Genomic DNA, 26,624 nt, shown 5'->3' with positions numbered 1-26,624 from the left:
GTTTTATCTGCAAATAGTACATTTACAAGTAATGAACCCTTTCGGAATATTATTATTGGCCTTTTTGCTTTTCTATTCACCTTTAAGGTCCCAAGAAACCGAAAAGAATAAAGCAAAAACCATTGAGCTTGGGCTATCTTATTTTTCAGAATCTTTTTCTAACCTAAAAGGCGGGGCTCAAACAGGCACAAACTACAAAGGTTACCTTGATTTCTCTGGAGAATTTGATTTGGACAAGTTGGTCGGGTTTAAAAGAACTTCAATCTTTTTTAATACCATACATGTACATGGCAAAAGTATTTCCGATTTAATTGGCGACGATTTATTATCCTCAAATATTGAGGCGCTCTCTGGTTTTAGGATGCAAAATCTTTATTTACAACATCAATCTAAAAACGAAAAATTGGTTCTAAGGTTTGGAAAGCAAGCAATAGATGATGAGTTTTTGACCACTGATATTAGCAATCTATTTGTTCATGGTGTGGCAGCTTATCCCTTTACCTTAAGTAATAATTATCCGCAATGGCCCGTAGCCGCAATGTCTGTCTTTGCCTCTTATCAACTAAACGGTTTATGGAAAGTAAGAACAGGAATTTATCAAGCAGGACCTGAAATAATTGATGAAATTATTAATTCTACAGGACTAGACTTTAGTCTTACGCCTACCGGTCATCTATTTATTGCAGAAGGTAATTATGCAAAAAACAACCATTTTTTAAGATTTGGGGTCATGCATGATACCAACTCCTATTTCTCTAATACTGGAGAAGAGAAAAACGGTCTTACTTCCTTATATTTTTCATTAGACACCAAATTGTTTAAAAATCCAAATGCCACAGAAAAAGGAATGTTTCTTTTTGCCTCTGCCAGTACTGCAACCAATTGGAGCTATGCGCAATTTGATTATGATTTACGAGGTGGCATTAGTTGGCGTCACTTTGTAAAAAAACAAAATGGGGAATTGGGTTTGGGCTATTTTTACCCTCATTTGGGCGAAGGAGCTCAACCTGGGGCGCAACAATCTCTTAAAACTGAGCAGTTTTTAGAACTCACCTACTTGGTAACACTTAAAGAATGGTGGCAATTGCAAGTAAGTCTGCAACAAATTATTAATCCTGGCGGAGCAAGTTTATCCAACTTACCAGATGCTTCTGTACTAGGTTTAAGAACCTATTTTACATTATAATTGGCTCTAACGACTGCACTTAACAGATCAATATTGCAAGCTAACTAAGACAATCTCTCAGTTAACAATTAATTATTCAAAAAAATATATATTAGAGGAGGTAATACTCATGAAAAAGTTACTTCTTTTAATGCTATTTGCTCTAGTGCAATTAGGCTACGCTCAACGCGAGGCTAATGTATGGCATTTTGGTGCCATATCGGGACTAGACAAATCCTTGGAATACCTGCAGTATTTTGTGAACGGAAATCATACATTGATTAAGAAATTATTGAAAAATAACGGTGTACAACAATGGATATAATTTATGGCTACAATTCGTTAGCTTCAAACCTAGATATAATTAACGGCTGGATTTGCTACAGCTGGAAATCATAGCTTAATCGTTAGCAAAAAGCTGAAAAAATTTATTATGACAATTAAAAATTTAATAAGTTTCACATTTTTAGGTCTTCTATTTGCAGCAGGTTGTAAAAAAGACAAAAATAATGGAGCTGAAAAAATCGTAAATGAAGGAATAAATATTGAGCAAGAGAAAGAAGCCATTTTGGAAACATTAAATAATGAAACTACGGCGGCTTTTCAGCGGGATTATCAAGCTTGGACTAAAAATTGGGTTCATGACCCTAGCATAACGAAAACTTATATCGATTTTCCTGAAAATACTTTTACCGAATCAATTGGCTGGAACGAAATAAGCCAATTCGTAAAAACCTTTATTGAAGAACATCCTGAACCTGAACCAATGCCAGAACTATTAAACGAAATTAATGTTCGTCTCTATGGTAATGGAGCTTGGGTTACTTATGAACAACAAGATTCATTGCGTGGCTTAAAACGCGAGACTAGACTCATGGAGAAAGTTGATGGAGAATGGAAAATTGCGGGTATGCAAACCACTATTTATGGCTTTGTCCAAAATCAATAAAAAAACCTACAATTTAACCTTAGTTACTTAACAAAAAGAATAATTCCTATTTTTAACATGTATCGATTTCAAAACTTGAATCAGGAGCTTATACTATATCGCTGATTAAAAAACTTATACTAATGTTAAAAAAAATATTGCCTTTAATATTTATAATAACCTTTTTAACTTCTTGCGCGGAGCCTGAAAAAATGAGTCAGGCAACAGTGTATTACAATGGTGATATTATTACCATGGTTGGCGAAAGCCCAAATTACGTTGAAGCAATTGTCGAAAAAGAAGGGAAAATTATCTTTACGGGTTCGAGTGATGAAGCAATGACAATCGCAGGTAAAGATCACCAAATGATAAACCTAGAAGGAAAAACGCTGGTGCCTGGTTTTATAGATGGTCATTGTCATTTTGCAAATTATGGAGCGCAGGCTATTGGTGCACTTTTATTGGCCTCACCTGATGCCAATGTTGACGACATTGATATGCTAATCTCCGTTTTAGAAGAATGGAACACTCCTGAGAATAGAGCTCTTACGGGTTGGATATTTGGTACCGGTTTTGATGATTCGGTCTTGAAAGAAAAACGATTTCCCACTAAACATGATTTAGATAAAGTAAGTACAGAATTTCCGGTAATGATAATGCACATTTCTGGCCATTTTGTTGTGGTCAATTCAAAAGGATTAGAGCTATTAGGTATAGATGATAAAAGCCCAGATCCCAAAGGCGGTATTATTAGACGTGAAAAAAACTCTACGGAACCAAATGGGGTTTTAGAAGAATTAGCTGCCATACCATATATGATGCAAGCTTTAGCGCCTAAATCACAAGAAGCTATAACCAAGTTTTTCGAAGCCGGTCAAGAAATGGCTTTATCATACGGCTATACCACTGCACAAGAAGGAAGGGCTATGCAAAATCATGAAATGCTCGCTGCTATGGCAGAAAATAATAAATTTAAAATAGATGTAGTTAGCTACATAGATTATATGTTCGTCGATGACTATATGGACGGTAAATGGAATAGTAAAAATTACACGAATAAATATAGAATAGGTGGTATGAAAGTTACCTTGGATGGTTCGCCACAAGGCAGAACTGCCTGGAGAACAGAACCTTATTTGATTCCGCCAGAGGGAATGCCTCACGATTACAGTGGGTATCCCGCCATTCCGAATGATAGCGTTCTAACATCAATATTTGAAAAGGGGTTCAAAAATAATTGGCAAATTTTATCCCATACCAATGGTGATGCGGCAGTTGACCAACTTATAAGAACTATGAAACCTTTAAAAGAAAAGTATGGCAACGATGATAGGCGTGACGTAATTATTCATGGGCAATATATCCGTGACGACCAACTAGATGAAGCTAAAGAAATGAAAATGATTGCATCTCTATTTCCATTACACACCTTTTATTGGGGAGATTGGCATACGCAGTTAATAGGTGATTCGTTAGTTCAAAATATAAGCCCTGTGAAATCTGCTCTAAATAAAGGTATGGATATTACTATTCATACAGATGCACCAGTTGCTTTACCTAATCTTATGCGTGTTTTATGGACCGCTGTGGAGCGAACTTCTCGTTCGGGTAAAGTGATTGGTCCTGAAGAAAGATTAACACCTTATGAAGCATTACAAGCGATAACCATATGGTCTGCTTACCAACATTATGAGGAAGATAAAAAAGGAAGTCTAGCAAATGGAAAATTAGCCGACTTAGTTATTTTAAATAAAAACCCATTAAAAGTTGAGCCAGAAAACATTAAAGATATTGAAGTATTAAAAACCATAAAAGAAGGTAAAATTATTTTTGAAAAATGACTAGTATCAACGCGGGTTTCAAGTATAACCTTTAGCTATTTAAGCTCATAAAAAATTCCATCATTAGTAAAAACATAAAGAATAACCTCTTAAAGTATTATATAATGAAATACTCCGTTTTAACACTGTTTATAGTAAGCTCATTATCCGTGTTTGCGCAAAATTCTGAATATAAAGTTTCATCATATTTTACGGCTGGTAACAAGGCGCCAAATACCCATTATATTGGAGAGGCTTGGTTAAATGCCATTTTACATGATGATACTGAATTAGGTTATAACATAATTAAAGCAACGTTTAAAGCGAACTCGACATTAGATTGGCATAAACATAGTTCTGCACAAGTCTTAATCATTGTTGATGGAGAAGCTTATTATCAAGAAAAAGGAAAAGAACCCGTTATTCTCAAAACAGGCGATGTCATTAAATGCGAAAAAGATATTGAACATTGGCACTCCTCGACCAAGTTTAATGATGTAACCTATTTGGCGTTATACGGCGGTGGACAACCAACAACATGGACCGAAGTTGTAACACAAGAATATTATGATAGGGTTGCTGAAAATACAAAAACTCATTGATGGTAGATTAAGTTTTAAGAAGCTAGAATTTGAATTCACTTTAGTGTACAAGGGTTGTCGTAAAAAATTGCAGTGAAATTTCATAACTTTATAAAAAGGTTTGTGCTTGGGATGAAAAGTCTTTTGATACTTATCTCATCAGTCATATACCAGACCATTAGCTCTAATTTTAAATCGACAAAAAATGAAGGTTACAGCTGAAAAAAATGAAAAAGTTGCCAATATGATTTTTGCATCTATTTATCCCCTCTACTGGAATAAATTGGAAAAAAAAGGCAGAACAAGAGAAGAGTTTCATCAAGTATTAAAATGGTTCACTGGTTTTGATGAGGCCAAAATACAAGCACTTATTAAGGAAAAAGTAACATTTAGAACGTTTTTTGAACAGGCAAAAATTCATCCGAATGCTCACATGATTAAAGGGGTTGTATGTGGTTATAGAATTGAAGAAATAGAAGATGAATTTCAAGTTTACAAAGAATGTAGGCGTATGGAAAAGCTAATTGATGAACTCGCAAAAGGTCGTAAAATGGAAAAGATTTTACGAGTTGAAAAGAAATAGAAATATCATCTATGAGAATTTATTTTTTGTTTGCTTTGATATTATTTTTTTCATGCAAAAAAGAACAAGAAAATGAAGACCCAAGCCCAATAAATCTTTCCGGTGATTTTGCCCTCTGTAATTCACAATTAAGCGCATGTATTAACGGGAATGGAAATTACTGCCTATTCGGATTTAAATGGGGAGCAGACGGTTCTTTTTCGCAATCAGGATATGACGCCCAAGGACCTGCCTCGAGTGGCGGAGTGGTAACTTATAGTTTTCAAGAAGAAAATGGCCTTATTAATACCCATCGTCAAATAGATTTGCCAAGTAACTCTTTTAATGACATTTTATCGTGTGCAAAAACAGAAATACGAAATGCTCTTGGATCTTGGGCCAAAATTGCTGCTATTGAATTTGAAGAACTACCTGAGAATAGTATTGCCGATATTCGTTTTTATACTGCAGACATTATTCAAGGTGGGATAGGTTACCCTAACTATCCTGACAATTTATGTGGTAATCTTTCTGGAAACGTAATTATTCAATCAGATTTAGGAATCAACGATTGTAATTCATTTTACATTTTTGCTTTACATGAGATTGGCCATGTTTTAGGATTAGGGCATGTCGGTACCGAAAATGTTATGAATCCTGATTTCTCTAATTTTAATTTTCAAGACCTACAGACAGGTGACACTATGGGTATCATTGAAATCTATGGAGAAAAATAACCTACTGAAACGATTTAATTGATAAGTTTCATAAGAGTAAAAAGAAAATCAAACAACCACTTAGAATATTATTTATTGGTGCATCAATAGGCTCCTTGTAATTTGTCCTATGGATTTTGGTAAAGGGATAGCTGAAGTTGTCGTTCAATTTATCAATATAACTGATTTTGAGGCATATGATTGGAACTTATCTAAGATTTCTATTGACCGTATTGTGAAAATATTGAAATAAAAAAGCTCTTAACAATCTTTGCAATAATTTGTAGCAGAGCGATTTGTGCGGTGATAAAGAAATCACAATAGAAACCAAACTTGAGCTCTTTTTGCTAACTTTAAAAAGAAGCTGCTAAATCACAGCTTAAAAAGTAGGGATCATTTATTCAAATTCATCAAAAAACAGCAACATGAAAAACAAAACTTTAATTGCTACGGCGACTGTATTCGTATCACTATTTACTTCAAAAGCTCAAAACAATCTTGACCTAAGTACCGATAATTTGATGGTCGTAAATAGAGATATTGGAGCATCGGAGGAGAACATAAAAAGTACACTTACCTTAACTAATAAAATGGGTGACGGAATGGCTATTCTTAAAAATGAAAGCTTTGTAACAGGTGCTATAGACTTAGATATTAAAGGAGAGAATAATCCGGGGAAAAGCTTTGTTGGAGTGGCCTTTAATATTCAAAATGACTCTACCTATGAAGCCATATATTTTAGACCTTTTAATTTTAAATCTGACGAATTAATTAGAAGAGAACATTCCCTTCAATACATAAGTCATCCAAAAAATACATGGAGATATTTAAGAACTAACCACGAGGGAATTTACGAAGCAGAATATGCAAATGCTCCGTCACCTGATGATTGGTTTAGCATTATCATAAAAATTACCGAAGACCATGTTTATGTATATGACAAAAAAACAAATACGGAATTATTACATGTGAACAGATTGGAAAAACAAGTTTCAGACAAAATTGGACTTTGGTCTGGCTTCAATTCGAAAGGAGCTTATAGAAACGTCAAACTATTAGAATAAGTATTATGATAACAACAACATTTTTGACCTTTGTAGGCAACCAATGTGGTAAGGCTGAAGAAGCCATAAACTTCTATACCACCATCTTTCCAAATTCAGAAATAAAAAGCATTACTAAATACGCAGATGGCGAACCTGGAGGTACCCCCGAATTGATTAAATATGGCGTGTTTTCCTTAAACGGAAGTGAATATATGGTATCTGAGAGTAATTATAATCATGCATGGTCCTTTACACCCGCTGTTTCAATTTTAATAAGCGACAATGCTAACGATTTGATTCAATCACTTTATGATAAAATTTCTTCAAATGATGGGCAAGTAATGATGCCACTAGAAAACTACAAAGGTGAAGGAGACTATGGTTTTGGTGAAAAATTTGGATGGTGTCAAGATAAATTTGGTGTGTCTTGGCAATTTTTACTTACTGAATAATATATAAGTATCATCAGCACTGGAAATTAAAGAACTTTCAATTTCAAATAATTCAAATCGTTCCGTTATGAACCATCATACCACAGGACTGCAAATAGCAATTAAGAATGCTTAAAGTCTTGAGCTAGGACAAACTAAAAAGTATCACATATTCGAAAATTTGTATATCATCTATAGACCTCAACAAATCTACCTTTGTCTTATTCTTTGAAACATAAAATAAGAACTAATGAAGACAACTCAATTTGGTAAAAAAGGATGGACGCCTGAAAGAATTAGTGATTTAAATGAAAAGGCTTTTGTTATTACTGGTACTACAAGTGGTACAGGCTTTGAGGCCACAAGAATATTACTGTCAAAAGGGGCAAAAGTTGTTATGCTCAATCGTAACCCGGAAAAATCGGCAAACACCATTACCGCTTTAAAACAAGAACTTGGTGCTAATATTAACATAACAAATATTCGAATGGATTTGGCTGAACTGGCTTCAGTAAAAAAAGCAGCTGAAGAGGTGCTCAATACTGTTCCTCAAATTGACGGCCTAATTTGTAATGCGGCTATTGCACAAGTGCCAAAACAAACCTTTACTGTTGATGGTTTTGAAAGTCAATTAGGTGTTAACCATTACGGTAATTTTTTACTTCAGGGATTACTTTACCCACGAATTGAGGCATCAAAAGGGCGTATAGTGACCGTAGGAAGTATGGGTTATAATCTTGGGATTAAAACCATACAATTCGATGATATGAATTGGGATACTAACTATAGCCCCAATGGTGTTTACAGCCAAAGTAAATTAGCGCAGATAATGTGTGTGTACGAGCTACAGGACCGTTTGAAAAAAATGGGTAAGCACAATGTCAAGGTCTACGCTTGTCATCCAGGTGCATCGAGAACATCTTTAATTAAAACTAGTGGTGGCTTAATGACGCGTTTTGTTTGGCAACTCATGAAATTATCGCCTCTGGTTCAATCGGCTGAAAAAGGCGCTTATCCTGAATTGATGTGTGCTACAGAATCAAATTTAAATCAAGACGGATTTTATGGCCCTACTGGTCGCGGCTACTTTAAAGGTCCAGTTGGTGAATGTCATTTAGAACCACACGCAAAAGACAAACCAGTCATGGAAAAACTTTGGACCTTGTCTGAAAAGGCAACAAGTTTTAAATGGAATATATAAATTAGCTATATGGAGCACTTTAAAACCTTATCAGCGTATTTAAAATACCTTGAATTGCCTCCACCAGAGCATCCAATGTTAAGTGTTTTTGCTGAATGGGGTGATGGTTTTCTCCCCTGCCCTAAAGAAAGTTCACCTCCAATTACCAACGATTGTTATTCTATTAGTTTGAAAAAAGTGGTCAAAGGTGAGGTAAACTATGGAAGAACAAAATATGACTTCACCAATGGTGCTTTAATTTTTCTTGCTCCAAGACAAGTTTTACAATGGGACAATAGTGTTGTTTTTGAACAGAAAGGATTTTCTATCAACTTTCATGAAGATTTTTTAAAGGGAACCGAACTAGCACAACAAATCAAAAAATATGGCTTCTTTTCATATTCAGTTAATGAAGCCCTGCATTTATCGCCCAAAGAGGAACAGCAGATGGAAACCATTGTCGCTAGTATTGAGTTAGAATATCAAAATAATCAAGACGAATTCAGTAAAGAAATCATCATCTCACAACTCAATACTTTATTGAAGTATGCGAATCGATTTTATGAAAGACAGTTTTTAAATAGAAAAGAATATTCTAATGATTTACTAGAGCAGTTTAATCGGCAGTTATCCGAATTTTTTGATGCCGACGAGTTTTTGAACTCTGGTATTCCAAGTATCAAAAAAGTAGCCGATAGCCTATCAGTATCTCAGCGTTATTTGAGTGATACCTTAAAAAAAGAAACAGGTAAAACCGCGACAGAGCATTTACAATTGTATCTTATTGATGAGGCTAAGAATAAGCTACTTAAGCCTAACAAAACCATTGCTGAAGTGGCCTATGAATTGGGCTTTGAATATCCACCCTATTTTTCACGGTTATTTAAAAAGAAAGAAGGTATCAGTCCAACCGAATATAGAGAAAAATACAAATTAAATTAGATATGGAAATACTAAAAATAGCGACTGAGTGGGCCAAATCTGAAGTCTTCTCAGCACGATTCTTCATCTTTTTCGCAATTTTATTTTTAATTGCAAGCGTTGGTTTTTGGCAGCTTGGCAAAACCGAAATGGCCAAAGCCTATATCATACCAACATTAGTAGTTGGACTCTTAATTTTAGCAGTGGGAGTTGGTATTTTTTTCACTAATAAATCACGAATTACAAGCTTTGAGGAGGCCTACCAAGAAGACCCCACTGAATTTGTAAAATCAGAGATTATCCGCACTGAAAAGTCAATGGGTGAATACAAAACGATTGTATTTAAAGTAATACCACTGCTAATTGTTGTTGCAGCGCTACTTATTATTTTTGTTGACAAACCTATTTGGAAAGCAACTGCCATTACAACGATTGCTATGATGATAGTAATTTTGTTCGTGGATAGCAATGCCGATACTCGCATTCAGGCTTATCATCAACAATTACAATTAGTACTAAAGCAATGACAAGTTAAATGGAAGAATAAAATAACTTTACCCTTTTAAAAGGTTTGCTTTAATTTTGACTAAAAGATATATGCTCAAAAGACAAATACTATTTATTCTTCTAACGATTGGCATTCTTGGTTGTAATACTCCAAACAAAAAAATGGCATCTAATGATAACTATTCTGACATTATTATTATTGGAGCTATGAAAGATGTAATGTGGAAAGGAGAATTAAATGGAAGCATATCTATTGATACCATTGCTGATAAAAAGGGGTTATATGGGCTCGGACCCGAAAGCTACTTAACGGGCGAATTGTTAATTAATGATGGTATAAGCTATGTCTCAAGGGTCACCTCTGATTCCACAATGATTGTTGAAAAATCTTATGATTTAAGGGCACCTTTTTTTGTTTATACCAATGTAGACGATTGGTTAGAAATTAACTTGTCTTCTAGTATTAAAACCATTAAAGACATTGAAAAACTGATTAACGAAAAAACATTGGAATTTAAACGACCTTTAGCTTTTAAACTAATAGGAAAAGTTTCAAAAGCTATAATTCATATTCAAAATTTACCACGTAGTACAATCGTTACATCTCCGACAGAAGCACATGAAGGACAAACTAATTATGAATTAAATAATGTGCAAGTTGAAATTATAGGGTTTTTCTCTACCGAACACAAAGGAATTTTTACACATCATGATTCTTATATACATCTTCACCTTATAACAAAAGATGAAAAGAAAATGGGGCATCTTGACGAATTGATAATCGACACCATGAAACTCTATTTGCCAAAAAAGTGAAAACTATTGCTAGTGGTTCAAACGTTTCATAACTTTATTAGCCTAACCTATTTTAAAAGGTGTTTTTAAACGTCAATTTAAAAACATCTTCTAATGAAATTTTTTCTTTTAGCTTTTGCCTAATACTATTTGGATAAAACAAAATTTTTGCTCAAACTAAGTTCATTCTTGAACCACCTCAAAGTATGTTAATAGCTAGGAAAAAAGGGAACCATAATTCCTTTTGCTGGGGAAGATTTTAATGCTATAGCTATCCTTAAAGGTGAACTAAAAAGATTGATACTCTTCTAAGAACATGAATTGTACTTGATTCCAATTCAAAAAATCAGGTCAAAGCTAAAGTTGACTATGAAAAGATGGACTAATCAATCATACAACTGCATTCGTAAAACATTATGAAAACTAATATTGAAGACAGTACTTGGCGGTAAAATAGTCGCTTCAAAAATCACTTGTTTGGTCGCATAATCCACTTCTACAACTTTTCCAGCGGCTGTACCATTATCTACCGAAGAACCAGGCGTAAATAGTATAGATTTATTATCCGAAACGTAACTTACTTTAGATACTATTCTAGCGTAGGTCTCTTCTCCTCTATCCTTACCATAACTCCATACTTGCTTTATAGTTTTGTTCACTTCATCAATTTCATATTCTACAGCACGGCTATAAGGACCAAAATTGGTGTAATTTCTATTATCGCCATTATCAAAAATCATCAAATTTCCATTGGGCATAAGTATCGGAGAATGTTGGTACCACGACCATTCAAAATCAGGATGATTAGTATTACCTAGTAACACATCTTCATCTGTAATTTCTTGGTTTTGAGCATCTAATGGTGTTAACAAAAATTGAGATAGTTCTATCCCACTCCCTGAAGTATTCCATTCTTTGTGAGGAGCTACAATATAACTAACTTCATTTTCAGCGCTTAATTTTACAATACCTTGAGTACGGCCTGATATTATAATTTCATCGTCGGTCGAACTGTACTCAATCGCATTGGCATGAAACCAATCAAAATTTAAATCGGCCAAATCAGTCGGCCAAGCCCTTCGAGTATTATCAAGTGAATTATTTAAATCCCATGTGTTTGAGAATTCACCTGAACTTCTATCAATTTCAATTATTACATCTTCTACGGTCGCTTTGTTAATATCATTAATTGTTACTAATAAATTACCATTTGGTTTTTCGATAACATGATGATGAAAACCATTGCCCTGTAAACTCCATGTATTTATAAGATTCCCCATCATATCAATTTCATGAATATTACCCGTAAAACCATCACCTGTTAAAAGATTTCCGTTCTGTAATCGGGTCATACCATTATCGTAAAACAAATTGTTCAGCTGTGGATGAGAAATAAAATTCAAATACCAACGAATCTCACCGAACTGATCAAAAATAAAAGGTCGTTGCGGTCTAAAATTTTGATTGAACCCAAAATAGTTCACAAAATTAAACTCTGGTGATGACGATTTAGAAGGCACATCAATATTTATTTGAGGCAGATCAGCTATAAGTGGTGCAGTTTGTATAGTTATTGTTTGAGTTTCTAGGCTCGTGCCGTTAGCGTCAAGTAGGTCTACCTGAAGTTCATTCAAATGATTTGCATAGAGACCTAATATTTCTAAATTAAAAACTGTGTTTTCTTGTTGGAACCTATTACTAATAGTAGAAGCATTCCCGTTTTTGCCTATAACAGAAACCTCCACGAAAACTTCTTCAGAAGTCTTTAAGCTTAAAAGAGCAGTTAAGGGTGAATATCCAGAAGGGTTGAGTTGTACGTTAATTTCTTCAATAATATCTGAGTCTATCTCTGGCCCAGGGTCCATATTGTCAACGATATTATCATCTGAGCAGGCAAGGACAAACATAAATAAGGCTAAAACAACCCAATATCTGCGATTCATAGCGACTTTTTTTACTTTATTAAGTTAATAAAACTATACGTATCTCTTCTAAAATTGTCAATATTTGATTCCGTATTTTTGACAAATGTCTAATTACGACTATATCATTATCGGCGCAGGTGCCTCGGGTTTACTATTGGCGCATGCTATGGGAAAAAATGATTTTTTTACTAAAAAATCTATCTTACTAATCGATAAAGACGAGAAAAAAACTAATGATCGTACTTGGTGCTTTTGGGAGCAAGGTGATGGAGATTTTGATGAAATTCTTTATAAAACTTGGCCAAAAATATTTTTTGCTGGTAAAAAATTAAGTCAATCATATAAGATTGCCCCATACCAATACAAAATGGTTCAGGGTATTGATTTTTATCAGCATTATTTATCTGCTCTTAAAAAATTTTCGAATATTACAATACTTCATGAAGAAGTAATTTCAATAAATGAAAACAAGGAAAATGCAATTGTAACTACGGTAAAAAATACCTATGAATCAAAGCAGGTATTCAATAGTATTTTTAGTTATAAAAATTTAAACCCGAAACAAAAATATCCTGTATTACAACAACATTTTCTAGGATGGTTTGTAAAAACAGAGTATCCTATTTTTAATAGCGATGAAGCCACTTTTATGGACTTTTCAATTGCTCAAAAAGGCAATACAAGGTTTATGTATGTGCTTCCATTTTCTGAGACCGAGGCCCTAGTAGAATATACCTTGTTCTCTGAAAAATTACTGCCCAATCAGGAATACGAAACTGCCATTAAAGACTATTTAATAGCTAAAAATGCAGGCACTTATACCATTACAGAAACCGAACAGGGTAGTATACCTATGACCTGTTACAATTTCAATAAGCATAATTCAAAACATCTATTCCATATTGGCATGGCAGGTGGATGGGCAAAGGCTAGTACAGGTTATACCTTCATGAAAACTAATAAAAATGTAAAAGCCCTGATAACTCATTTAACAAAGGGTAAACCAATTTCTAGTTTCAGCACAAAAAGTAGGTTTTGGTTTTATGATTTGCTGCTTCTAGACATCTTGTATCACAATAACCATTTGGGACAATCTATATTTGAATCCTTATTTCAAAAAAGAAAACCGCAGGCCATATTTAAATTTTTAGATGAAGAAACTTCGGTTTTTGAAGATATTAATCTAATGATGGCACCTAAACCATTTCCTTTTATAAAGGCCTTGTTTTCTCGTCTTTTTTAAACATTTCGGTTCATTAAATCCTGACCAAAAGCTATCAGAACTTTCTTTTGTACTTCTGTAGCTTGAATATTGTTTAATGCGTTGAAAGCTTTATTGGTATATTTTTCAATCTCAATTTTTGCAGCGCTTACTGCTCCACTTTCAGTAAAAATTGTTTTGATAGCCTCAATTTTTGAAGCTGCATCTTTTGGCTGAATTGAAAATAAGTCTAGTAATTGCTTTTGTTGTTCTTTTGTTCCTTTCTCTAATGACTTGAGATATAAGAAGGTCTTCTTATTTTCAATAATATCACCCCCTACTTGTTTACCAAAAGTTTTTGGATCACCAAAAGCATCTAAATAATCATCTTGTAATTGAAAAGCAATACCTAAATTCTTTCCAAATTCATAAATCAAAACTTGATTTTCAATACTTGCCTTCGCAACAATCGCTCCCATTTTCATAGCAGCTGCTACCAAAACAGCGGTTTTATAAGCAATCATTTTTAAATACTCTGGTATGGTTACGTCATCACGTGTTTCAAAATCAACATCGTATTGTTGACCTTCACAAACTTCAATAGCTGTTTGGCTAAAGACCTTTAAAAGCTCTTTGAAAACCTGTGGTTCATAATTTTCGAAAAGCTGATATGCTTGTATTAACATCGCATCACCTGAAAGTATCCCTGTATTAACATCCCATTTCTCATGCACCGTTATCTTACCTCTTCTTAGTGGTGCATCATCCATTATGTCATCATGAATCAATGAAAAGTTATGAAAAACCTCAACAGCCATAGCTGCATCTAGAGCGTCCTTATAATTTCCATTTAAAAGATCCGCAGTTAATAAAGTTAACACTGGTCTTAAGCGCTTACCACCTAAATTTAAGATGTAAGTAATAGGCTGATAAAGGTTGGTAGGTTCTTTTTGAATAATATTTTTTTCTAAATGGGAAAGAAATTCTTCTCTATAGAACTCGATGGATTGCATGCAATTAATTTTATTCAAAAATACACCCATTGTTACAAATAGTATTTAACTGCGTCAAATTGATTAAAGAAAAATGCAATAGAATTAAAAACCTTCGTCTTTATAGGTGAAGGCCAATTGAAAAACTAAAATGGTTTCGAAAAAAGAACCAAAAAATAACTTAAACGACTTTTTTAAAGAAGAGTATCAATCACTCAAGGGCTATGTACGCTCTAAAATTGATTATACCTCAGAAAGTGATGCTGAAGATATTATTCAAGATGTGGCTCTTAAAATATTTTCAAGACCTATTGATGCTCTACCTATAAAAAATATCGGAGGTTTTGTTTATGGTGCAATTCGAAACAAAATTATCGATGTAATGAGAGTTAAAAAAGAGCGCATATATGATGAAAATACTCTAGAAAATTTATGGATAGCTTTTGCCGATTTATTCTATGGCAGTACAGAATATGATTATCCCGAATACTTAAAAGAGAATTTAAAAAGTGCAATACTCAATTTAAAACCAGCTCATCGTGATATCATACTTGCTGTCGATTTTGAAGGATATACTTATAAAGAAATTACTGAAGAAACAGGCATACCACAAGGTACATTAATGTCTAGACGTCATAGAGCTATGTCACTACTATTAAAAGATTTAGAAACAAAAAAATAAATAATTATGGAACATAACGAACGAATAAAACAAAGCGTTGAACGAAATGTAGAGGAAGGAGTTAAAAAAGTCGTGAAGGTCTTCTTTTTCATAATTCTAGGCATCGGCATTGCCTTTTTAGTTGGGTACATCGTTATGCGATTATGGAACTGGTTAATGCCAGAGCTTTTTGGCTTACCCATTGTTGGATATTGGCAGGCTGTTGGAATTCTGCTTTTAGCAAAAATCATATTTGGTTTTGGCGGGGGTGATGGACCAGGAAGTAGTAAAAAATCTAAGAAAAAATCTGGTTCAAAAAAATGTGGGGTTATTAGAAATGATTTTTCAGATTGGAAGCACTATGATGAATTTTGGAATGAAGAAGGTGAGATAGCTTTTCAGAATTACTTGAAACGAAAAGAAGAAAAAAATCAGGAATATTGAAGGGCAAACACGAAAAATCACAAAAGCGAAGGTTTCAACACAAAGCTTTTTTCTGGAGTTTAGGCCATAAAACAACAATTCAACTCAAAAGTGAATCATCTGGCTTTCTTAATGTTGATGTTTATGATGTGAAAGGTGAAAATTAAGTATTAGTTAAAAAAATGTAAAACCTTGGAAACTTTTTTTGTATTTAAAGTTTCCAACTTAAATTTGCCTCTATTTTATGAAGGAAAAAATCTTAGATAGGGCTACTGAACTTTTTTTAAACCTCGGGTTTAAGAGTGTTACCATGGATGATTTGGCTGCCAAAATGGCTATATCCAAAAAAACAATTTATTCTCATTTTGAGAATAAAACGCAATTAGTTGAAGAAACTACCATGAATCTCTTTTGGCATATTTCAGATGGTATAGACAAAATATGCACCCTTCAAAAAAATCCTATTGAAGAGATTTACGAAATAAAACGCTTTGTAATGCTCCACTTAAAAAACGAAGCATCATCACCGGAATATCAGCTTCAAAAATATTATCCAACTGTTCATCAAAATCTCAAACAGAAACAATTTGTGCTAATGCAAACCTGTATCATGGATAATGTCACAAGAGGCATGGACTTAGGGATATATCGACAGAATATCAACCCCGAATTTGTTGTAAGAATATATTTTTCTGGAGTAACGAGTATTAAAGATTCTATTCTATTTCCGAATACAATGTTCCCAATGAAAGAACTTATGGACGATTATTTAGAATATCACCTTAGGGGAATTGTCACCCCAGAAGGTCGAAAAATATTAAACACAATCATCAATTCAAACCAAGAATAAATGCGAACAATCATTCTTTTATTAGTAATCGCGCCTTCCTTATTTTGGAGGGCACAAAGTCAAGAAAATGGTTATAGCCTTGACGAAGCTATTGCCTATGCCTTAGAATATAATTATAGCGTTATAAATGCTGAGCGAGATATTATTGACGCGCAAAAGCAAAAATGGGAAACAATAGCAACAGGGCTACCACAAATATCTGGTGCTATCGGGTATCAAAATCAGTTAATTCAGCCAGTAACTCAGATTCCTGCTGAATTTTTTGGTGGCGAGCCTGGTACTTTTCAAGAAGTTGTTTTTGGTCAAGCTCAATCTGCCAATGCAACAGCCACTCTTAAACAACAAATATTTGATGGCTCTTATATTGTTGGAGTGCAGGCAACAAAGACTTTTTTAAGTTATAGCCAAAACAACAAGGAAAAAACAGATTTAGATGTGCGTAAGGCAGTAGTCGAAGCCTACGGCAATGTTCTACTTGCACAAGAAAGCGCTTCAATACTCCAAAAAGACAAAGAGAACCTTGAAAAAACCCTTTTTGAAACTAAAAAAGTGTTCGAAAATGGTCTTGGTGATGAAGAAAGCGTTGATCAGTTACAGATTACACTTTCATCTATAGAAAATCAACTAAAAAATGCAATACGCCTTAAAAAAATCACCATGCAAATGTTGAATTTGATAATGGGTATTGCTATTGAATCAAACACCATTCTCACGGAGAATTTAGATGAGTTAACTCAAAAACAAATCAACCTTGGTTTACTAGATTCTGAATTTAATATGGAAAATAATGTTGATTTTAAGTTGGTCAAAAACTTAAATGAGCAACGTTATTTTGAATTGAAATTGGCAAAGAGTAGAGCATTACCTTCTTTAAATGCTTTTGTCAACTATGGTGGAAACTCATTCAGCGATAATTTCAATTTTTTAAGTTCAGGTCAGCAGTGGTTTGAGTCATCCATACTAGGTGTAGATTTAAACATACCAATCTTTAGTTCATTAGGGAGAAGCGCCAGTACCCAGCGAGCAAAAATTGCTTTAGAAAAAGCGAAAACACAATTAACTGAGGCCCAAGAGCAAATCCGACTACAACTTGAAAATGCAAAAAGTGATTACACCTTATCAATTGAAGAATATGAAACCTCAAAGCAAAATCTAGAGCTTGCTGAGCGTATTGAAAACAAAAACCAAATCAAATTTAAAGAAGGATTGGCTACTAGTTTTGAATTACGTCAGGCACAAACACAATTATATGCAACTCAACAAGAGTATTTACAATCAATGGTCGATGTCATTAATCGTAAAACTGCTCTTGAAATAGTATTAAATCAATAATCAATCAAAAAACAGCAATTACAAAACCTTTTTATCATGAAAAAAATTATATCAATAGTAACCATAGCTATCGTAGTCGTTTCTTGCGGTGGAGGTTCAGATGCTTCAGTGGCAGATGCAATAGCCTCTAGTGATATCGAAACAATAAGGGCTAAAAGAATTGAAATTACGAATCAACAAAAAAATCTAGAAAAAGAGGTTAGACTGCTTGATTCTGTTATTATGGTTTTAGATGATAATGCAAAATTACCTCTAGTAACTACCTATCAAGCATCAGTGAAGCAGTTTGATCATTATTTAGAACTGCAGGGCGATGTAATGACAAAGCAAAATGTATTGGTCTATCCTGAAATGGCTGGAACACTTAATCGCGTTTATGTAAAAGAAGGGCAAAAAGTTAGTAAGGGTAAAATCTTAGCTTCAATTGATGATGGTGGCCTTTCAAGTTCCCTAGCTCAAATGAGAACACAAGCGGAATTAGCCAAAACAACTTTTGAGCGCCAAAAACGTCTTTGGGAGCAAAACATTGGTTCTGAAATTCAATATCTACAGGCAAAAACGCAATATGAAGCCCAAACTAGTGCTGTTAAGCAAATGGAAAGTCAAGTAGGTAAGTCTACCATTAGAGCTCCATTTTCAGGTATCGTAGATAACGTGATTAAAGACCAAGGGACAGTTGTAAGTCCGGGACCCGGATCAGAGATATTTCGAATAGTAAATCTTTCTGACATGTACGTGGAAGTTGAAGTACCTGAAAGCTATTTAAACGGTATCAAAAAAGGTAAAAAAGCAAAAGTTTACTTTCCTGTGTTAGGCGATACCATTGTTTCAGCTGTCCGCCAGACTGGTAATTTTATTAACCCTAATAATAGAGCATTTACAATTGAAGTTCCTGTACCTAATAAATCAGGTAGTATCAAACCAAATTTGACAGCTAAGGTTAGTCTAAATGATTATACGAATGAAGAAGCTATTTTAATTCCACAGGGAATTATCTCAGAAAATTCTGGCGGTGATCAATATTTATATGTTGCTACTAAAGATGGTGATGATGGTGTTGCAACTGTAAAAAGACAAATAATAACCACTGGCCTAACTCAAGGCAGAATGGTTGAAGTACTGTCTGGTGTTAATTCTGGCGATCTGTTAATTGACGAAGGAGCTAGAACGGTAAAAGACGGGCAAAATGTGAAAATTTTAAATCTAGGTACAGATGAGTAAACAGAAAAAAAATGTAAACAAAGAGTTTCGTTTATCATCATGGGCGATTGACAACCCATCGGTCATTTATGTAATGATTGGGTTGTTTCTTTACATCGGCTTTCTTGGATACCAAGCTATGCCAAGAGAAGATTATCCTGAAATTGTAGAGACTAAAATTTATGTTAGTACCCCCTACCCTGGTAATACTGCCGAGGATATTGAGCGATTAATTACGGATCCTTTAGAAGACAGGCTTAAAAATGTAAGTAACGTTGTTGAAACAACCTCAACTTCTCAAGAAGACTACTCCATTATTACAGTTGAATTTGATGAAGATATTACTGTAGAGCAGGCCAAGCAAAAAGTCAAAGATGAAGTAGATGGTGAAAAAGCTAGTGAAGACTGGCCTACTTTTAATAATGCAAAAGTAGAGCCTAATGTATTTGATTTGAATTTAGCAGAGTCTTTCCCGATAATGAATGTAAATTTTACCGGGGATTATCCGGTTGAAAAGCTTAAAGAGTTTGCTGAATATTTACAAGATGAAATAGAAAATTTACCTGAAGTTAAAGAAGTTGATATTAGAGGTGCTCAAGAAAAAGAAGTTGAAGTCGCTGTAGATATTTACAAAATGATGGCAGCTAAAATCAGCTTTCAAGATGTCATAAGTGCAATAGGAAATGGAAATACGACACTTTCCGCTGGAAATATTAAAACTACTGAACAAAGGCGTACAATTCGAGTTTTGGGTGAAATAGAAGACCCTAAAGAGCTGGAGAATTTTGTTGTAAAATCAGATAACGGTGCGGTTTATTTAAAAGACATTGCTAAAGTAACCTTCGAAGAAGAGGATAAAACTACATTCGCCCGTGAATACGGTAAAAGTGTAGTAATGCTTGATATCAAAAAACGATCAGGTAAAAACACAATTGCCGCGACTACTCAAATTCGTGAACTTATAAAAGAAGCACAAGAGAATTATTATCCTGCAGAACTTAATATTTCTGTAGCGAATGACTCTTCTGACCGAACTTTAAATCAGGTTGAAGACCTTGTAAACAATATCATCTTTGGTATTCTTTTGGTAGTAACAGTTTTAATGTTCTTTTTAGGTTTTAGAAATGCCCTTTTTGTTGGTTTTGCAATACCGATGTCCATGTTTATGTCATTCATGATCTTAAACCTATTAGGGTACACTTTGAATACAATGATATTATTCGGTATGATTATGGGCCTTGGTATGCTCGTTGATAATGGTATTGTTGTTGTAGAAAATGTATACCGACTAATGAGCGAGGGTATGTCTAGAACCGAGGCTGCCAAAAAGGGTATTGGTGAAATTGCTTATCCGATAATTATTTCAACCGTAACTACGGTAGCAGCATTTGTTCCTCTAGGTTTATGGCCCGGTATTTTTGGTCAATTCATGATATTTTTCCCAATTACACTGTCCGTTGTTTTAGGTTCCTCACTTTTCGTTGCAATCTTTATGAACTCAATGTTGGTGTCTCAATTTATGGAGATTGGTGAAAAGAACATTCCTGTAAAAAAACTAATGCGCACCACTGGTATTATGACCGGTATTGGCGTATTTATTATGGTCGTTGGAGGCCCATACAAAGGTTTGGGTACACTAATGATTTTCACGGCTATCATGTTTTGGGTATATAAATATGTACTTAAAAAATGGGCCACTCGGTTTCAAAATAATACCATGGTACGTTTTGAAAACTGGTATGAAAGAAGAATTGCTCATGCTTTAAGGGGAAGAAACGTTTATTGGTATTTTGGTTTAACGGTGCTTTTATTAATTAGCACTTTCATGTTATTTGGTATGTCTTTAGGTTCAGGTAGAACCAAAGTCGAGTTCTTTCCTGATAATACGCCAAACGAGATTTATGTTTACATTGAATACCCTGAGGGTACATCAATTGAAAAAACAAATAAGCTCACTAAAAATATTGAAAATAGGGTTTATGATGTAGTAAATAGAGACACCTATACTAATGGTGAACATAATTATTTAGTAGAATCCACCGTATCTCAGGTTGGTGAGGGTGCTGGTAATCCACAAACAGATGGTGGTTCAACTTCAGAAATGCCACATCGAGGTAAAGTCACCGTTTCTATGCGGGAATACAAATATAGAAATGGTCTTGATACGGAAGAATTAAGAGGTCAAGTACAGGAAGCTTTAACAGGTATATATCCTGGTGTTTCAATCTCAGTAGAAAAAAATACGGACGGGCCTCCTGCAGGTTACCCAGTAAATATTGAGATAGAAGGTAAAAACTATGATGAACTGATTGATGTCGCTGAGAACATGAGGGCTTTCTTGAACACCAAGAATATTGCCTTTATTGAAGAACTAAAAATAGATGTAAATAAAAGCAAGCCTTCAATGCAGGTGATAGTTGACCGTGAAAAAGCTGGTGAATTGGGCGTAGCTGTTGGTCAAGTAGGTCAACAATTGAGACGGTCGTTGTTCGGAGAAAAGGCCGGAGTATACAAGAAGGATGGAGAAGATTATGATATTAATGTGCGCTTCAATAGTGATATTCGTTACGACCAGAGCGCCTTATTCAATCAAAATATCATTTTCAGAGATCAAGCTTCTGGCCAAATTAAGGAAGTGCCAGTTGCCGCGGTTGCATCGCAAAAAAATTCATCAGGTTTTAGTGCAATAAAGCATAGAAATGGGAACAGAGTAGTAACACTATATTCTGGACTAAAAGCAGGTGGTAATCCAGCGGCTGTTGTAGACCAAGTACGTCAAGAAATGGAGAGTTTTACTGGAATACCTGAGAGTGTGAAAGTAGATTATACTGGTGAAATTGAAGAACAGAATAAGCAAATGGCGTTTTTAGTAGGTGCTTTCTTCTCAGGTTTAGGACTTATTATGCTCATTCTAATTTTTCAATTTGGAGGTATTTCAAAGCCGGTGATTATTATGATTGCTATATTTTTAAGTTTTATTGGCGTGTTTGGAGGGCTTATGATTACTGGTTGGTCATTCGTTATTTTAATGACTATGATGGGTATTATCTCCCTTGCTGGCATTGTTGTGAATAATGGTGTTGTACTATTAGATTACACTCAAATACTTATTGATAGAAAGAAGGTAGAACTAGGTATGAACGATAAAGATTTAGTCTCTAGAGAAGAGGTTACTGATATTATCATAAAAGGAGGTAAAGCGAGATTAAGACCTGTTATTTTAACCGCTATTACTACGGTACTTGGATTAATTCCTCTAGCGATTGGCTTGAATATTGATTTCTTCTCTCTATTTACCAATTTTAATCCTAATATTTATATGGGAGGTGATAATGTGATTTTCTGGGGGCCTTTAGCTTGGACCGTCATATTTGGTCTAATTGTAGCAACATTTTTGACCTTGATTATTGTACCTGTACTTTTTAATATTATTTATAGATTAAAAATACGATTAAGAGGGTTTGGTAAATCTAGTAATACGAAGGAAGAGAACGTTGATTTAGCAGCGTAGAAAAATCTCTTCTAAGACAATTAAAAAGCCCTAACCAATAAATTGGTCAGGGCTTTTTTGAATACAGTAGTAAGGTTTACTTATTGACAGAAACAATTTCTGACTGATTCCAATTTTTTACGTAAGCTATACGATTATCTTCAAAATCAACTTCTTTCAAAATATCGTCTTTCCAGAAAAACCATTTACCAGCTCTTTGGCCATTTAAATATTTTCCAGTTGCCAATTTTTTGCCTTCAGCACTATACATGTACCATTGTCCGTGCAATTTTCCCTCTAAAAGGTAACCCGTCTGGGCTATTTCACCATTTTCGTGAAAGTATGTGGCCTTTACCATTTTGCCTTCTTTTTCAAACGTAGGTTTTATGTTTTGAGCATATGTACAAACTGAAAATAAAACTGCTAATAAAATAATACTTCTCTTCATCATTATGTTTTTTAATTCATCATTCCTTTACATTAACGATACAAATATACAAATATTTTACATTAAATAAATTATTTGATAACTTTTACATAACATTAAATTTACATTATAAATACTAAACACTGTATATCAGTAATTTATAAAATACTGATAATTGATAAAATTGTATGAATGGTCAATAAATCGGTATCAAATGCAGTTAATTTTTCCTTTAAAATTCTAAAAAACGAAGTTTAGTTAGTCAACTTATAACATTTGTACTCATTACCTTTGCAACTTATTTGTTGAATAATGTATAGAGATACTACTTGTGGTGCGTTAAGAGCATCTGAAATTAATAAAGAGGTTTTATTAAGCGGTTGGGTTCATAAACTTAGAGACAAAGGTTTTGTTGTTTGGATTGACTTACGTGACCGTTACGGCATTACACAACTGGTATTTGATGAAGAACGTACTTCAAAAGAGCTTCTTGAAAAAGCGCGAACTATTGGTCGTGAAACCGTGATTCAAATAAAAGGTCAAGTTATTGAACGTGCTTCTAAAAATCCCAATATACCCACAGGTGAAATTGAAGTGCTTGTTTCTGAGTTAAAAGTGCTTAACGAATCTATACTGCCACCCTTCACTATAGAAGATGAGACAGACGGTGGAGAAGATATCAGAATGAAATATCGCTATTTGGATATCCGAAGAAATCCGGTTAAAGACAATCTGATATTCAGACATAAAGTTTCTATGGAGGTTCGCAAGTATCTTTCTGATGCCGGTTTTATTGATGTAGAGACTCCTTATCTCATCAAATCTACTCCTGAAGGTGCTCGAGATTTTCTTGTACCTAGTAGAATGAATGAAGGTCAATTTTATGCGCTCCCTCAGTCCCCACAAACCTTTAAACAACTCTTGATGGTTGGTGGTATGGATAAGTACTTTCAAATTGTAAAATGTTTTAGAGACGAAGATCTTAGAGCAGACAGACAACCTGAGTTCACACAAATTGACTGTGAAATGGCCTTTGTAGAGCAAGAAGATATCTTGAATACGTTTGAGGGTTTAACTAAACACCTATTAAAAGAAATTAAAGGTGTTGCAGTCAATAGTTTTCCAAGAATGACTTTTGACGATGCGATGAAAACCTACGGGAACGATAAACCTGATATTAGGTTCGGAATGCAATTCGGAGAACTCAATGAAGTTGCTCAACATAAAGAATTTAAAGTTTTTAATTCGGCCGAATTGGTTGTTGGTATAGCAGTGCCTGGCGCAAATAGTTATACTCGAAAAGAAATTGACAAACTTATTGATTGGGTGAAAAGACCCCAAGTTGGTGCATTAGGTATGGTGTATTGCCGTTGTAATGACGATGGTACATTCAAATCGTCGGTAGATAAATTTTATAACCAAGAAGATTTTGCTAAATGGGCAGAAGTTACACAGGCCAATGCTGGTGATTTAATTTGTGTGCTATCTGGAGATACCAATAAAGTTAGAGCACAATTGAGTGCCCTACGTATGGAAATGGCAGAGCGATTAGGTTTAAGAAAAGCTGATGAATACGCCCCACTTTGGGTAATTGATTTTCCATTATTAGAGTTAGATGAAGAAACTGGGCATTACCATGCCATGCATCATCCATTTACTTCGCCAAAACCAGGGCAATTAGAGTTACTAGATACTGATCCAGGTGCAGTGAAAGCTAATGCTTATGACTTAGTACTTAATGGTAATGAAATAGGTGGAGGTTCTATTCGTATTCATGACAAGGAAACGCAAGCCATCATGTTCAAGCATTTGGGCTTTTCTATAGAAGAAGCTAAAAGTCAGTTCGGATTTTTAATGGATGCTTTTCAATATGGCGCACCGCCACATGGAGGAATCGCTTTTGGGCTTGATAGATTAGTGTCCATTCTTGGCGGACAAGAAACCATTCGAGACTTTATTGCATTTCCAAAAAATAATAGCGGGCGTGATGTGATGATTGATGCCCCAGCTATTATTGATGATGATCAATTAAAAGACTTGCACTTGAAGTTGGATTTATAGGCAAATACTAACATTTAAGTTATATTCTTTTCTTTGCTAACTTTAGACTATGAAAAAGTGGGTTAAAATTTTATTGGTCACTTTTATTGGATTTATTATTGCAGTTGCAGGGGTATTAGGATTCAGCTACTACAAATACTGGGGCAGGTTTGATGATGATAAAGAGAAATATCCACACTATATTGGTTATATTGACCAAGAAAACGCGCAGCTAAATAATACTCACGAACTTTGCGGAGATAAACATATAGCGTATACTTATAATGGAGCTGCTTTCAGAGCATTTACAGGAACAAAAAAAACTTTTAGAAACAACATCTTTAGTTCTTATCAAAATAGAGACTATTCAGATTCAGGGTATCTAAACTTTCGTTTTCTAGTGAATTGTGAAGGACAAGCTGGGTGGTTTGAGGTAATTAAAATGAACTTAGATTTAGAAGAGACTGAACTTAATAAAGCTATGGTCGACCAGCTTTTGATATTGACATCAAATCAAAAACATTGGAATAAATTAAATTACAAAGGAACACCATTAAACTATTATATGTATGTCTCTTATCGCATCGAAAATGGGGAAATTACTGAAATTTTGCCTTAATCCCTTATTGGTGGTCTTAGGAGTATTTTCCTGTAGCCAAGCAACTGATAGACTAAACCTTTTTGAGAAAAGAAAATTAGCTGAGGAAATTTTCAAAAATGGTTCTCATTTACCACAGGGTTCACCAAAAAGTATGACTAGAATTGAAGAGGCCATTGCTGCGGACACCACATATGCCGAGGCCTTAAGAGAGCTTTCAGTTGCATATCTCAAAAGAGGGATGCCTCATAAATGGCTACCTCAATTTAATAAAGCCGTTAGACACGACCCAAAAACATGGGTTCCTTGGCGGGGCTATCTGTACCTATACTTCTATCGAGATTATAAAAAAGCCATTGCTGACTTTAACGCATCAGACACTTTAACAACACATATTGACTATCCACAAGGGCATAGTGTAGATTTTTGGCGAGGCATTGCGTATTTGGGATTAAAAGATTATGATAATTCCATAACCTATTGGGATAAACATATCAAAAAAGAAACAGAAGATACTGGAGAGGATTGGGTTGAATTAGAAGCTTTTTTATACCGTGGAATCGCGCATTACGAATCTGGAAATAATCAGAAAGCGATGAAAGATTTTAATAAAGCAATTCAATACTTCAAACAAACTGCTGACGCAAAATATTACAAGGCCAAAATACTATTAGTTCAGAACAAAAAAGAAGCAGCACAGAAAATGATAAACGAAGCTATGATTGATTTTAATTCTGGCTTTCATAACAATTATCATTATGTTGAATTATTACGCCAAATCTACTTATCTGATATTGAAGAATTAAAATCAGAAATAATGCGCTAATTTTAAA

At 34.4% G+C, this 26,624-nt stretch carries 27 protein-coding genes; 24 read left to right on the top strand and 3 right to left on the bottom strand.

Translation table 11 applies throughout. The features are described 5' to 3' along the window. Positions 1-31: 31 nt before the first annotated feature. The 14 genes from RM542_RS03775 to RM542_RS03710 all read left to right on the top strand — a co-directional run bounded on the left by RM542_RS03775 (position 32) and on the right by RM542_RS03710 (position 10,673). Entirely contained in the window at positions 32-1,186 is a 1,155-nt protein-coding gene (locus RM542_RS03775; protein WP_311384378.1) for a carbohydrate porin, read from the top strand. Positions 1,187-1,295: 109 nt separating this feature from the next. Next, complete coding sequence (locus RM542_RS03770; RefSeq protein WP_311384377.1) at positions 1,296-1,490, top strand: hypothetical protein; 195 nt, start codon at positions 1,296-1,298, stop codon at positions 1,488-1,490. A 108-nt stretch (positions 1,491-1,598) separates the two neighbouring features. After that, positions 1,599-2,114, top strand: coding sequence for a hypothetical protein (locus RM542_RS03765; protein WP_311384376.1), 516 nt, complete (start codon positions 1,599-1,601; stop codon positions 2,112-2,114). 122 nt (positions 2,115-2,236) lie between these two features. Beyond that, positions 2,237-3,934 carry an amidohydrolase gene (locus tag RM542_RS03760; RefSeq protein ID WP_311384375.1) on the top strand — a complete coding sequence of 566 codons (1,698 nt, stop codon included), beginning with the start codon at positions 2,237-2,239 and terminating at the stop codon, positions 3,932-3,934. Positions 3,935-4,038: 104 nt separating this feature from the next. Next, complete coding sequence (locus RM542_RS03755; RefSeq protein ID WP_311384374.1) at positions 4,039-4,515, top strand: cupin domain-containing protein; 477 nt, start codon at positions 4,039-4,041, stop codon at positions 4,513-4,515. Between the two features lie 184 nt (positions 4,516-4,699). Further along, positions 4,700-5,077, top strand: coding sequence for a DUF2200 domain-containing protein (locus tag RM542_RS03750; protein ID WP_311384373.1), 378 nt, complete (start codon positions 4,700-4,702; stop codon positions 5,075-5,077). Positions 5,078-5,088: 11 nt separating this feature from the next. Further along, entirely contained in the window at positions 5,089-5,793 is a 705-nt protein-coding gene (locus RM542_RS03745) for a matrixin family metalloprotease (protein WP_311384372.1), read from the top strand. Between the two features lie 109 nt (positions 5,794-5,902). Beyond that, positions 5,903-6,025, top strand: coding sequence for a hypothetical protein (locus tag RM542_RS03740; protein WP_311384371.1), 123 nt, complete (start codon positions 5,903-5,905; stop codon positions 6,023-6,025). Between the two features lie 172 nt (positions 6,026-6,197). Continuing rightward, a complete protein-coding gene (locus RM542_RS03735) occupies positions 6,198-6,836 on the top strand; it encodes a hypothetical protein (RefSeq protein WP_311384370.1) in 639 nt (212 codons plus the stop codon). A gap of 5 nt (positions 6,837-6,841) precedes the next feature. Beyond that, positions 6,842-7,270, top strand: coding sequence for a VOC family protein (locus tag RM542_RS03730; RefSeq protein ID WP_311384369.1), 429 nt, complete (start codon positions 6,842-6,844; stop codon positions 7,268-7,270). Between the two features lie 229 nt (positions 7,271-7,499). Further along, positions 7,500-8,450, top strand: a complete 951-nt coding sequence (locus RM542_RS03725) for an SDR family oxidoreductase (protein WP_311384368.1) — start codon at positions 7,500-7,502, stop codon at positions 8,448-8,450. A gap of 9 nt (positions 8,451-8,459) precedes the next feature. After that, positions 8,460-9,371 carry a helix-turn-helix domain-containing protein gene (locus RM542_RS03720; protein WP_311384367.1) on the top strand — a complete coding sequence of 304 codons (912 nt, stop codon included), beginning with the start codon at positions 8,460-8,462 and terminating at the stop codon, positions 9,369-9,371. Positions 9,372-9,373: 2 nt separating this feature from the next. Further along, entirely contained in the window at positions 9,374-9,877 is a 504-nt protein-coding gene (locus RM542_RS03715; RefSeq protein WP_311384366.1) for a hypothetical protein, read from the top strand. Positions 9,878-10,019: 142 nt separating this feature from the next. Next, the gene (locus RM542_RS03710; protein ID WP_311384365.1) at positions 10,020-10,673 is read left to right on the top strand and encodes an acetolactate decarboxylase; all 654 of its coding nucleotides are present in this window, start codon (positions 10,020-10,022) and stop codon (positions 10,671-10,673) included. Positions 10,674-11,038: 365 nt separating this feature from the next. Here the strand turns inward: RM542_RS03710 and RM542_RS03705 are convergent, their stop codons facing one another. Continuing rightward, positions 11,039-12,595: an aryl-sulfate sulfotransferase gene (locus tag RM542_RS03705; protein WP_311384364.1), complete on the bottom strand. Its 1,557-nt coding sequence runs from the start codon at positions 12,593-12,595 to the stop codon at positions 11,039-11,041. 85 nt (positions 12,596-12,680) lie between these two features. On the opposite strand from RM542_RS03705, the gene RM542_RS03700 reads away from it, so the two are divergent. After that, on the top strand, positions 12,681-13,820 hold the full coding sequence (locus RM542_RS03700) for a lycopene cyclase family protein (protein WP_311384363.1): 1,140 nt from the start codon (positions 12,681-12,683) through the stop codon (positions 13,818-13,820). On the opposite strand, the gene RM542_RS03695 is transcribed toward RM542_RS03700, so the two are convergent. Further along, entirely contained in the window at positions 13,817-14,791 is a 975-nt protein-coding gene (locus tag RM542_RS03695; RefSeq protein ID WP_311384362.1) for a polyprenyl synthetase family protein, read from the bottom strand. The two genes, RM542_RS03700 and RM542_RS03695, sit on opposite strands and share 4 nt — an antisense overlap. A gap of 130 nt (positions 14,792-14,921) precedes the next feature. On the opposite strand from RM542_RS03695, the gene RM542_RS03690 reads away from it, so the two are divergent. The 6 genes from RM542_RS03690 to RM542_RS03665 all read left to right on the top strand — a co-directional run bounded on the left by RM542_RS03690 (position 14,922) and on the right by RM542_RS03665 (position 22,747). Next, complete coding sequence (locus RM542_RS03690; RefSeq protein ID WP_311384361.1) at positions 14,922-15,452, top strand: RNA polymerase sigma factor; 531 nt, start codon at positions 14,922-14,924, stop codon at positions 15,450-15,452. Between the two features lie 6 nt (positions 15,453-15,458). Then, positions 15,459-15,875: a hypothetical protein gene (locus RM542_RS03685; RefSeq protein WP_311384360.1), complete on the top strand. Its 417-nt coding sequence runs from the start codon at positions 15,459-15,461 to the stop codon at positions 15,873-15,875. Positions 15,876-16,098: 223 nt separating this feature from the next. Continuing rightward, positions 16,099-16,704: a TetR/AcrR family transcriptional regulator gene (locus RM542_RS03680; protein ID WP_311384359.1), complete on the top strand. Its 606-nt coding sequence runs from the start codon at positions 16,099-16,101 to the stop codon at positions 16,702-16,704. Beyond that, positions 16,705-18,036, top strand: coding sequence for a TolC family protein (locus tag RM542_RS03675; protein WP_311384358.1), 1,332 nt, complete (start codon positions 16,705-16,707; stop codon positions 18,034-18,036). 36 nt (positions 18,037-18,072) lie between these two features. Beyond that, positions 18,073-19,257 (top strand): efflux RND transporter periplasmic adaptor subunit, encoded by a 1,185-nt coding sequence (locus RM542_RS03670; RefSeq protein WP_311384357.1) that lies wholly within the window; start codon positions 18,073-18,075, stop codon positions 19,255-19,257. Further along, positions 19,250-22,747 (top strand): efflux RND transporter permease subunit, encoded by a 3,498-nt coding sequence (locus tag RM542_RS03665; RefSeq protein ID WP_311384356.1) that lies wholly within the window; start codon positions 19,250-19,252, stop codon positions 22,745-22,747. Before RM542_RS03670 ends, RM542_RS03665 begins: the two co-directional genes overlap by 8 nt. A 76-nt stretch (positions 22,748-22,823) precedes the next feature. Here the strand turns inward: RM542_RS03665 and RM542_RS03660 are convergent, their stop codons facing one another. Further along, positions 22,824-23,174 carry a nicotinic acid mononucleotide adenyltransferase gene (locus tag RM542_RS03660; RefSeq protein ID WP_311384355.1) on the bottom strand — a complete coding sequence of 117 codons (351 nt, stop codon included), beginning with the start codon at positions 23,172-23,174 and terminating at the stop codon, positions 22,824-22,826. 291 nt (positions 23,175-23,465) lie between these two features. On the opposite strand from RM542_RS03660, the gene aspS reads away from it, so the two are divergent. From aspS to RM542_RS03645, 3 genes are read left to right on the top strand one after another with little or no spacing between them, the layout of a single operon-like run. Beyond that, on the top strand, positions 23,466-25,214 hold the full coding sequence (aspS, locus tag RM542_RS03655; protein ID WP_311384354.1) for an aspartate--tRNA ligase: 1,749 nt from the start codon (positions 23,466-23,468) through the stop codon (positions 25,212-25,214). Between the two features lie 49 nt (positions 25,215-25,263). Then, positions 25,264-25,812, top strand: a complete 549-nt coding sequence (locus RM542_RS03650; protein WP_311384353.1) for a hypothetical protein — start codon at positions 25,264-25,266, stop codon at positions 25,810-25,812. Further along, complete coding sequence (locus RM542_RS03645; protein WP_311384352.1) at positions 25,784-26,617, top strand: tetratricopeptide repeat protein; 834 nt, start codon at positions 25,784-25,786, stop codon at positions 26,615-26,617. Before RM542_RS03650 ends, RM542_RS03645 begins: the two co-directional genes overlap by 29 nt. Positions 26,618-26,624 lie beyond the last annotated feature (7 nt).

Source organism: Croceitalea sp. P059 (assembly GCF_031846365.1).
Lineage (GTDB): Bacteria > Bacteroidota > Bacteroidia > Flavobacteriales > Flavobacteriaceae > Croceitalea > Croceitalea vernalis.
Note: the sequence above shows the minus strand (reverse complement) of the source record. Positions and strands in the feature narration are given on the sequence as shown.

What these genes read in the sequence shown, in the direction of transcription:
- RM542_RS03775 (WP_311384378.1), top strand. Translation starts at nt 32, where the DNA reads ATGAACCCTTTCGGAATATTATTATTGGCCTTTTTGCTTTTCTATTCA.
- RM542_RS03770 (WP_311384377.1), top strand. Translation starts at nt 1,296, where the DNA reads ATGAAAAAGTTACTTCTTTTAATGCTATTTGCTCTAGTGCAATTAGGC.
- RM542_RS03765 (WP_311384376.1), top strand. Translation starts at nt 1,599, where the DNA reads ATGACAATTAAAAATTTAATAAGTTTCACATTTTTAGGTCTTCTATTT.
- RM542_RS03760 (WP_311384375.1), top strand. Translation starts at nt 2,237, where the DNA reads ATGTTAAAAAAAATATTGCCTTTAATATTTATAATAACCTTTTTAACT.
- RM542_RS03755 (WP_311384374.1), top strand. Translation starts at nt 4,039, where the DNA reads ATGAAATACTCCGTTTTAACACTGTTTATAGTAAGCTCATTATCCGTG.
- RM542_RS03750 (WP_311384373.1), top strand. Translation starts at nt 4,700, where the DNA reads ATGAAGGTTACAGCTGAAAAAAATGAAAAAGTTGCCAATATGATTTTT.
- RM542_RS03745 (WP_311384372.1), top strand. Translation starts at nt 5,089, where the DNA reads ATGAGAATTTATTTTTTGTTTGCTTTGATATTATTTTTTTCATGCAAA.
- RM542_RS03740 (WP_311384371.1), top strand. Translation starts at nt 5,903, where the DNA reads ATGGATTTTGGTAAAGGGATAGCTGAAGTTGTCGTTCAATTTATCAAT.
- RM542_RS03735 (WP_311384370.1), top strand. Translation starts at nt 6,198, where the DNA reads ATGAAAAACAAAACTTTAATTGCTACGGCGACTGTATTCGTATCACTA.
- RM542_RS03730 (WP_311384369.1), top strand. Translation starts at nt 6,842, where the DNA reads ATGATAACAACAACATTTTTGACCTTTGTAGGCAACCAATGTGGTAAG.
- RM542_RS03725 (WP_311384368.1), top strand. Translation starts at nt 7,500, where the DNA reads ATGAAGACAACTCAATTTGGTAAAAAAGGATGGACGCCTGAAAGAATT.
- RM542_RS03720 (WP_311384367.1), top strand. Translation starts at nt 8,460, where the DNA reads ATGGAGCACTTTAAAACCTTATCAGCGTATTTAAAATACCTTGAATTG.
- RM542_RS03715 (WP_311384366.1), top strand. Translation starts at nt 9,374, where the DNA reads ATGGAAATACTAAAAATAGCGACTGAGTGGGCCAAATCTGAAGTCTTC.
- RM542_RS03710 (WP_311384365.1), top strand. Translation starts at nt 10,020, where the DNA reads ATGGCATCTAATGATAACTATTCTGACATTATTATTATTGGAGCTATG.
- RM542_RS03705 (WP_311384364.1), bottom strand. Translation starts at nt 12,595, where the DNA reads ATGAATCGCAGATATTGGGTTGTTTTAGCCTTATTTATGTTTGTCCTT.
- RM542_RS03700 (WP_311384363.1), top strand. Translation starts at nt 12,681, where the DNA reads ATGTCTAATTACGACTATATCATTATCGGCGCAGGTGCCTCGGGTTTA.
- RM542_RS03695 (WP_311384362.1), bottom strand. Translation starts at nt 14,791, where the DNA reads ATGCAATCCATCGAGTTCTATAGAGAAGAATTTCTTTCCCATTTAGAA.
- RM542_RS03690 (WP_311384361.1), top strand. Translation starts at nt 14,922, where the DNA reads ATGGTTTCGAAAAAAGAACCAAAAAATAACTTAAACGACTTTTTTAAA.
- RM542_RS03685 (WP_311384360.1), top strand. Translation starts at nt 15,459, where the DNA reads ATGGAACATAACGAACGAATAAAACAAAGCGTTGAACGAAATGTAGAG.
- RM542_RS03680 (WP_311384359.1), top strand. Translation starts at nt 16,099, where the DNA reads ATGAAGGAAAAAATCTTAGATAGGGCTACTGAACTTTTTTTAAACCTC.
- RM542_RS03675 (WP_311384358.1), top strand. Translation starts at nt 16,705, where the DNA reads ATGCGAACAATCATTCTTTTATTAGTAATCGCGCCTTCCTTATTTTGG.
- RM542_RS03670 (WP_311384357.1), top strand. Translation starts at nt 18,073, where the DNA reads ATGAAAAAAATTATATCAATAGTAACCATAGCTATCGTAGTCGTTTCT.
- RM542_RS03665 (WP_311384356.1), top strand. Translation starts at nt 19,250, where the DNA reads ATGAGTAAACAGAAAAAAAATGTAAACAAAGAGTTTCGTTTATCATCA.
- RM542_RS03660 (WP_311384355.1), bottom strand. Translation starts at nt 23,174, where the DNA reads ATGAAGAGAAGTATTATTTTATTAGCAGTTTTATTTTCAGTTTGTACA.
- aspS (WP_311384354.1), top strand. Translation starts at nt 23,466, where the DNA reads ATGTATAGAGATACTACTTGTGGTGCGTTAAGAGCATCTGAAATTAAT.
- RM542_RS03650 (WP_311384353.1), top strand. Translation starts at nt 25,264, where the DNA reads ATGAAAAAGTGGGTTAAAATTTTATTGGTCACTTTTATTGGATTTATT.
- RM542_RS03645 (WP_311384352.1), top strand. Translation starts at nt 25,784, where the DNA reads ATGGGGAAATTACTGAAATTTTGCCTTAATCCCTTATTGGTGGTCTTA.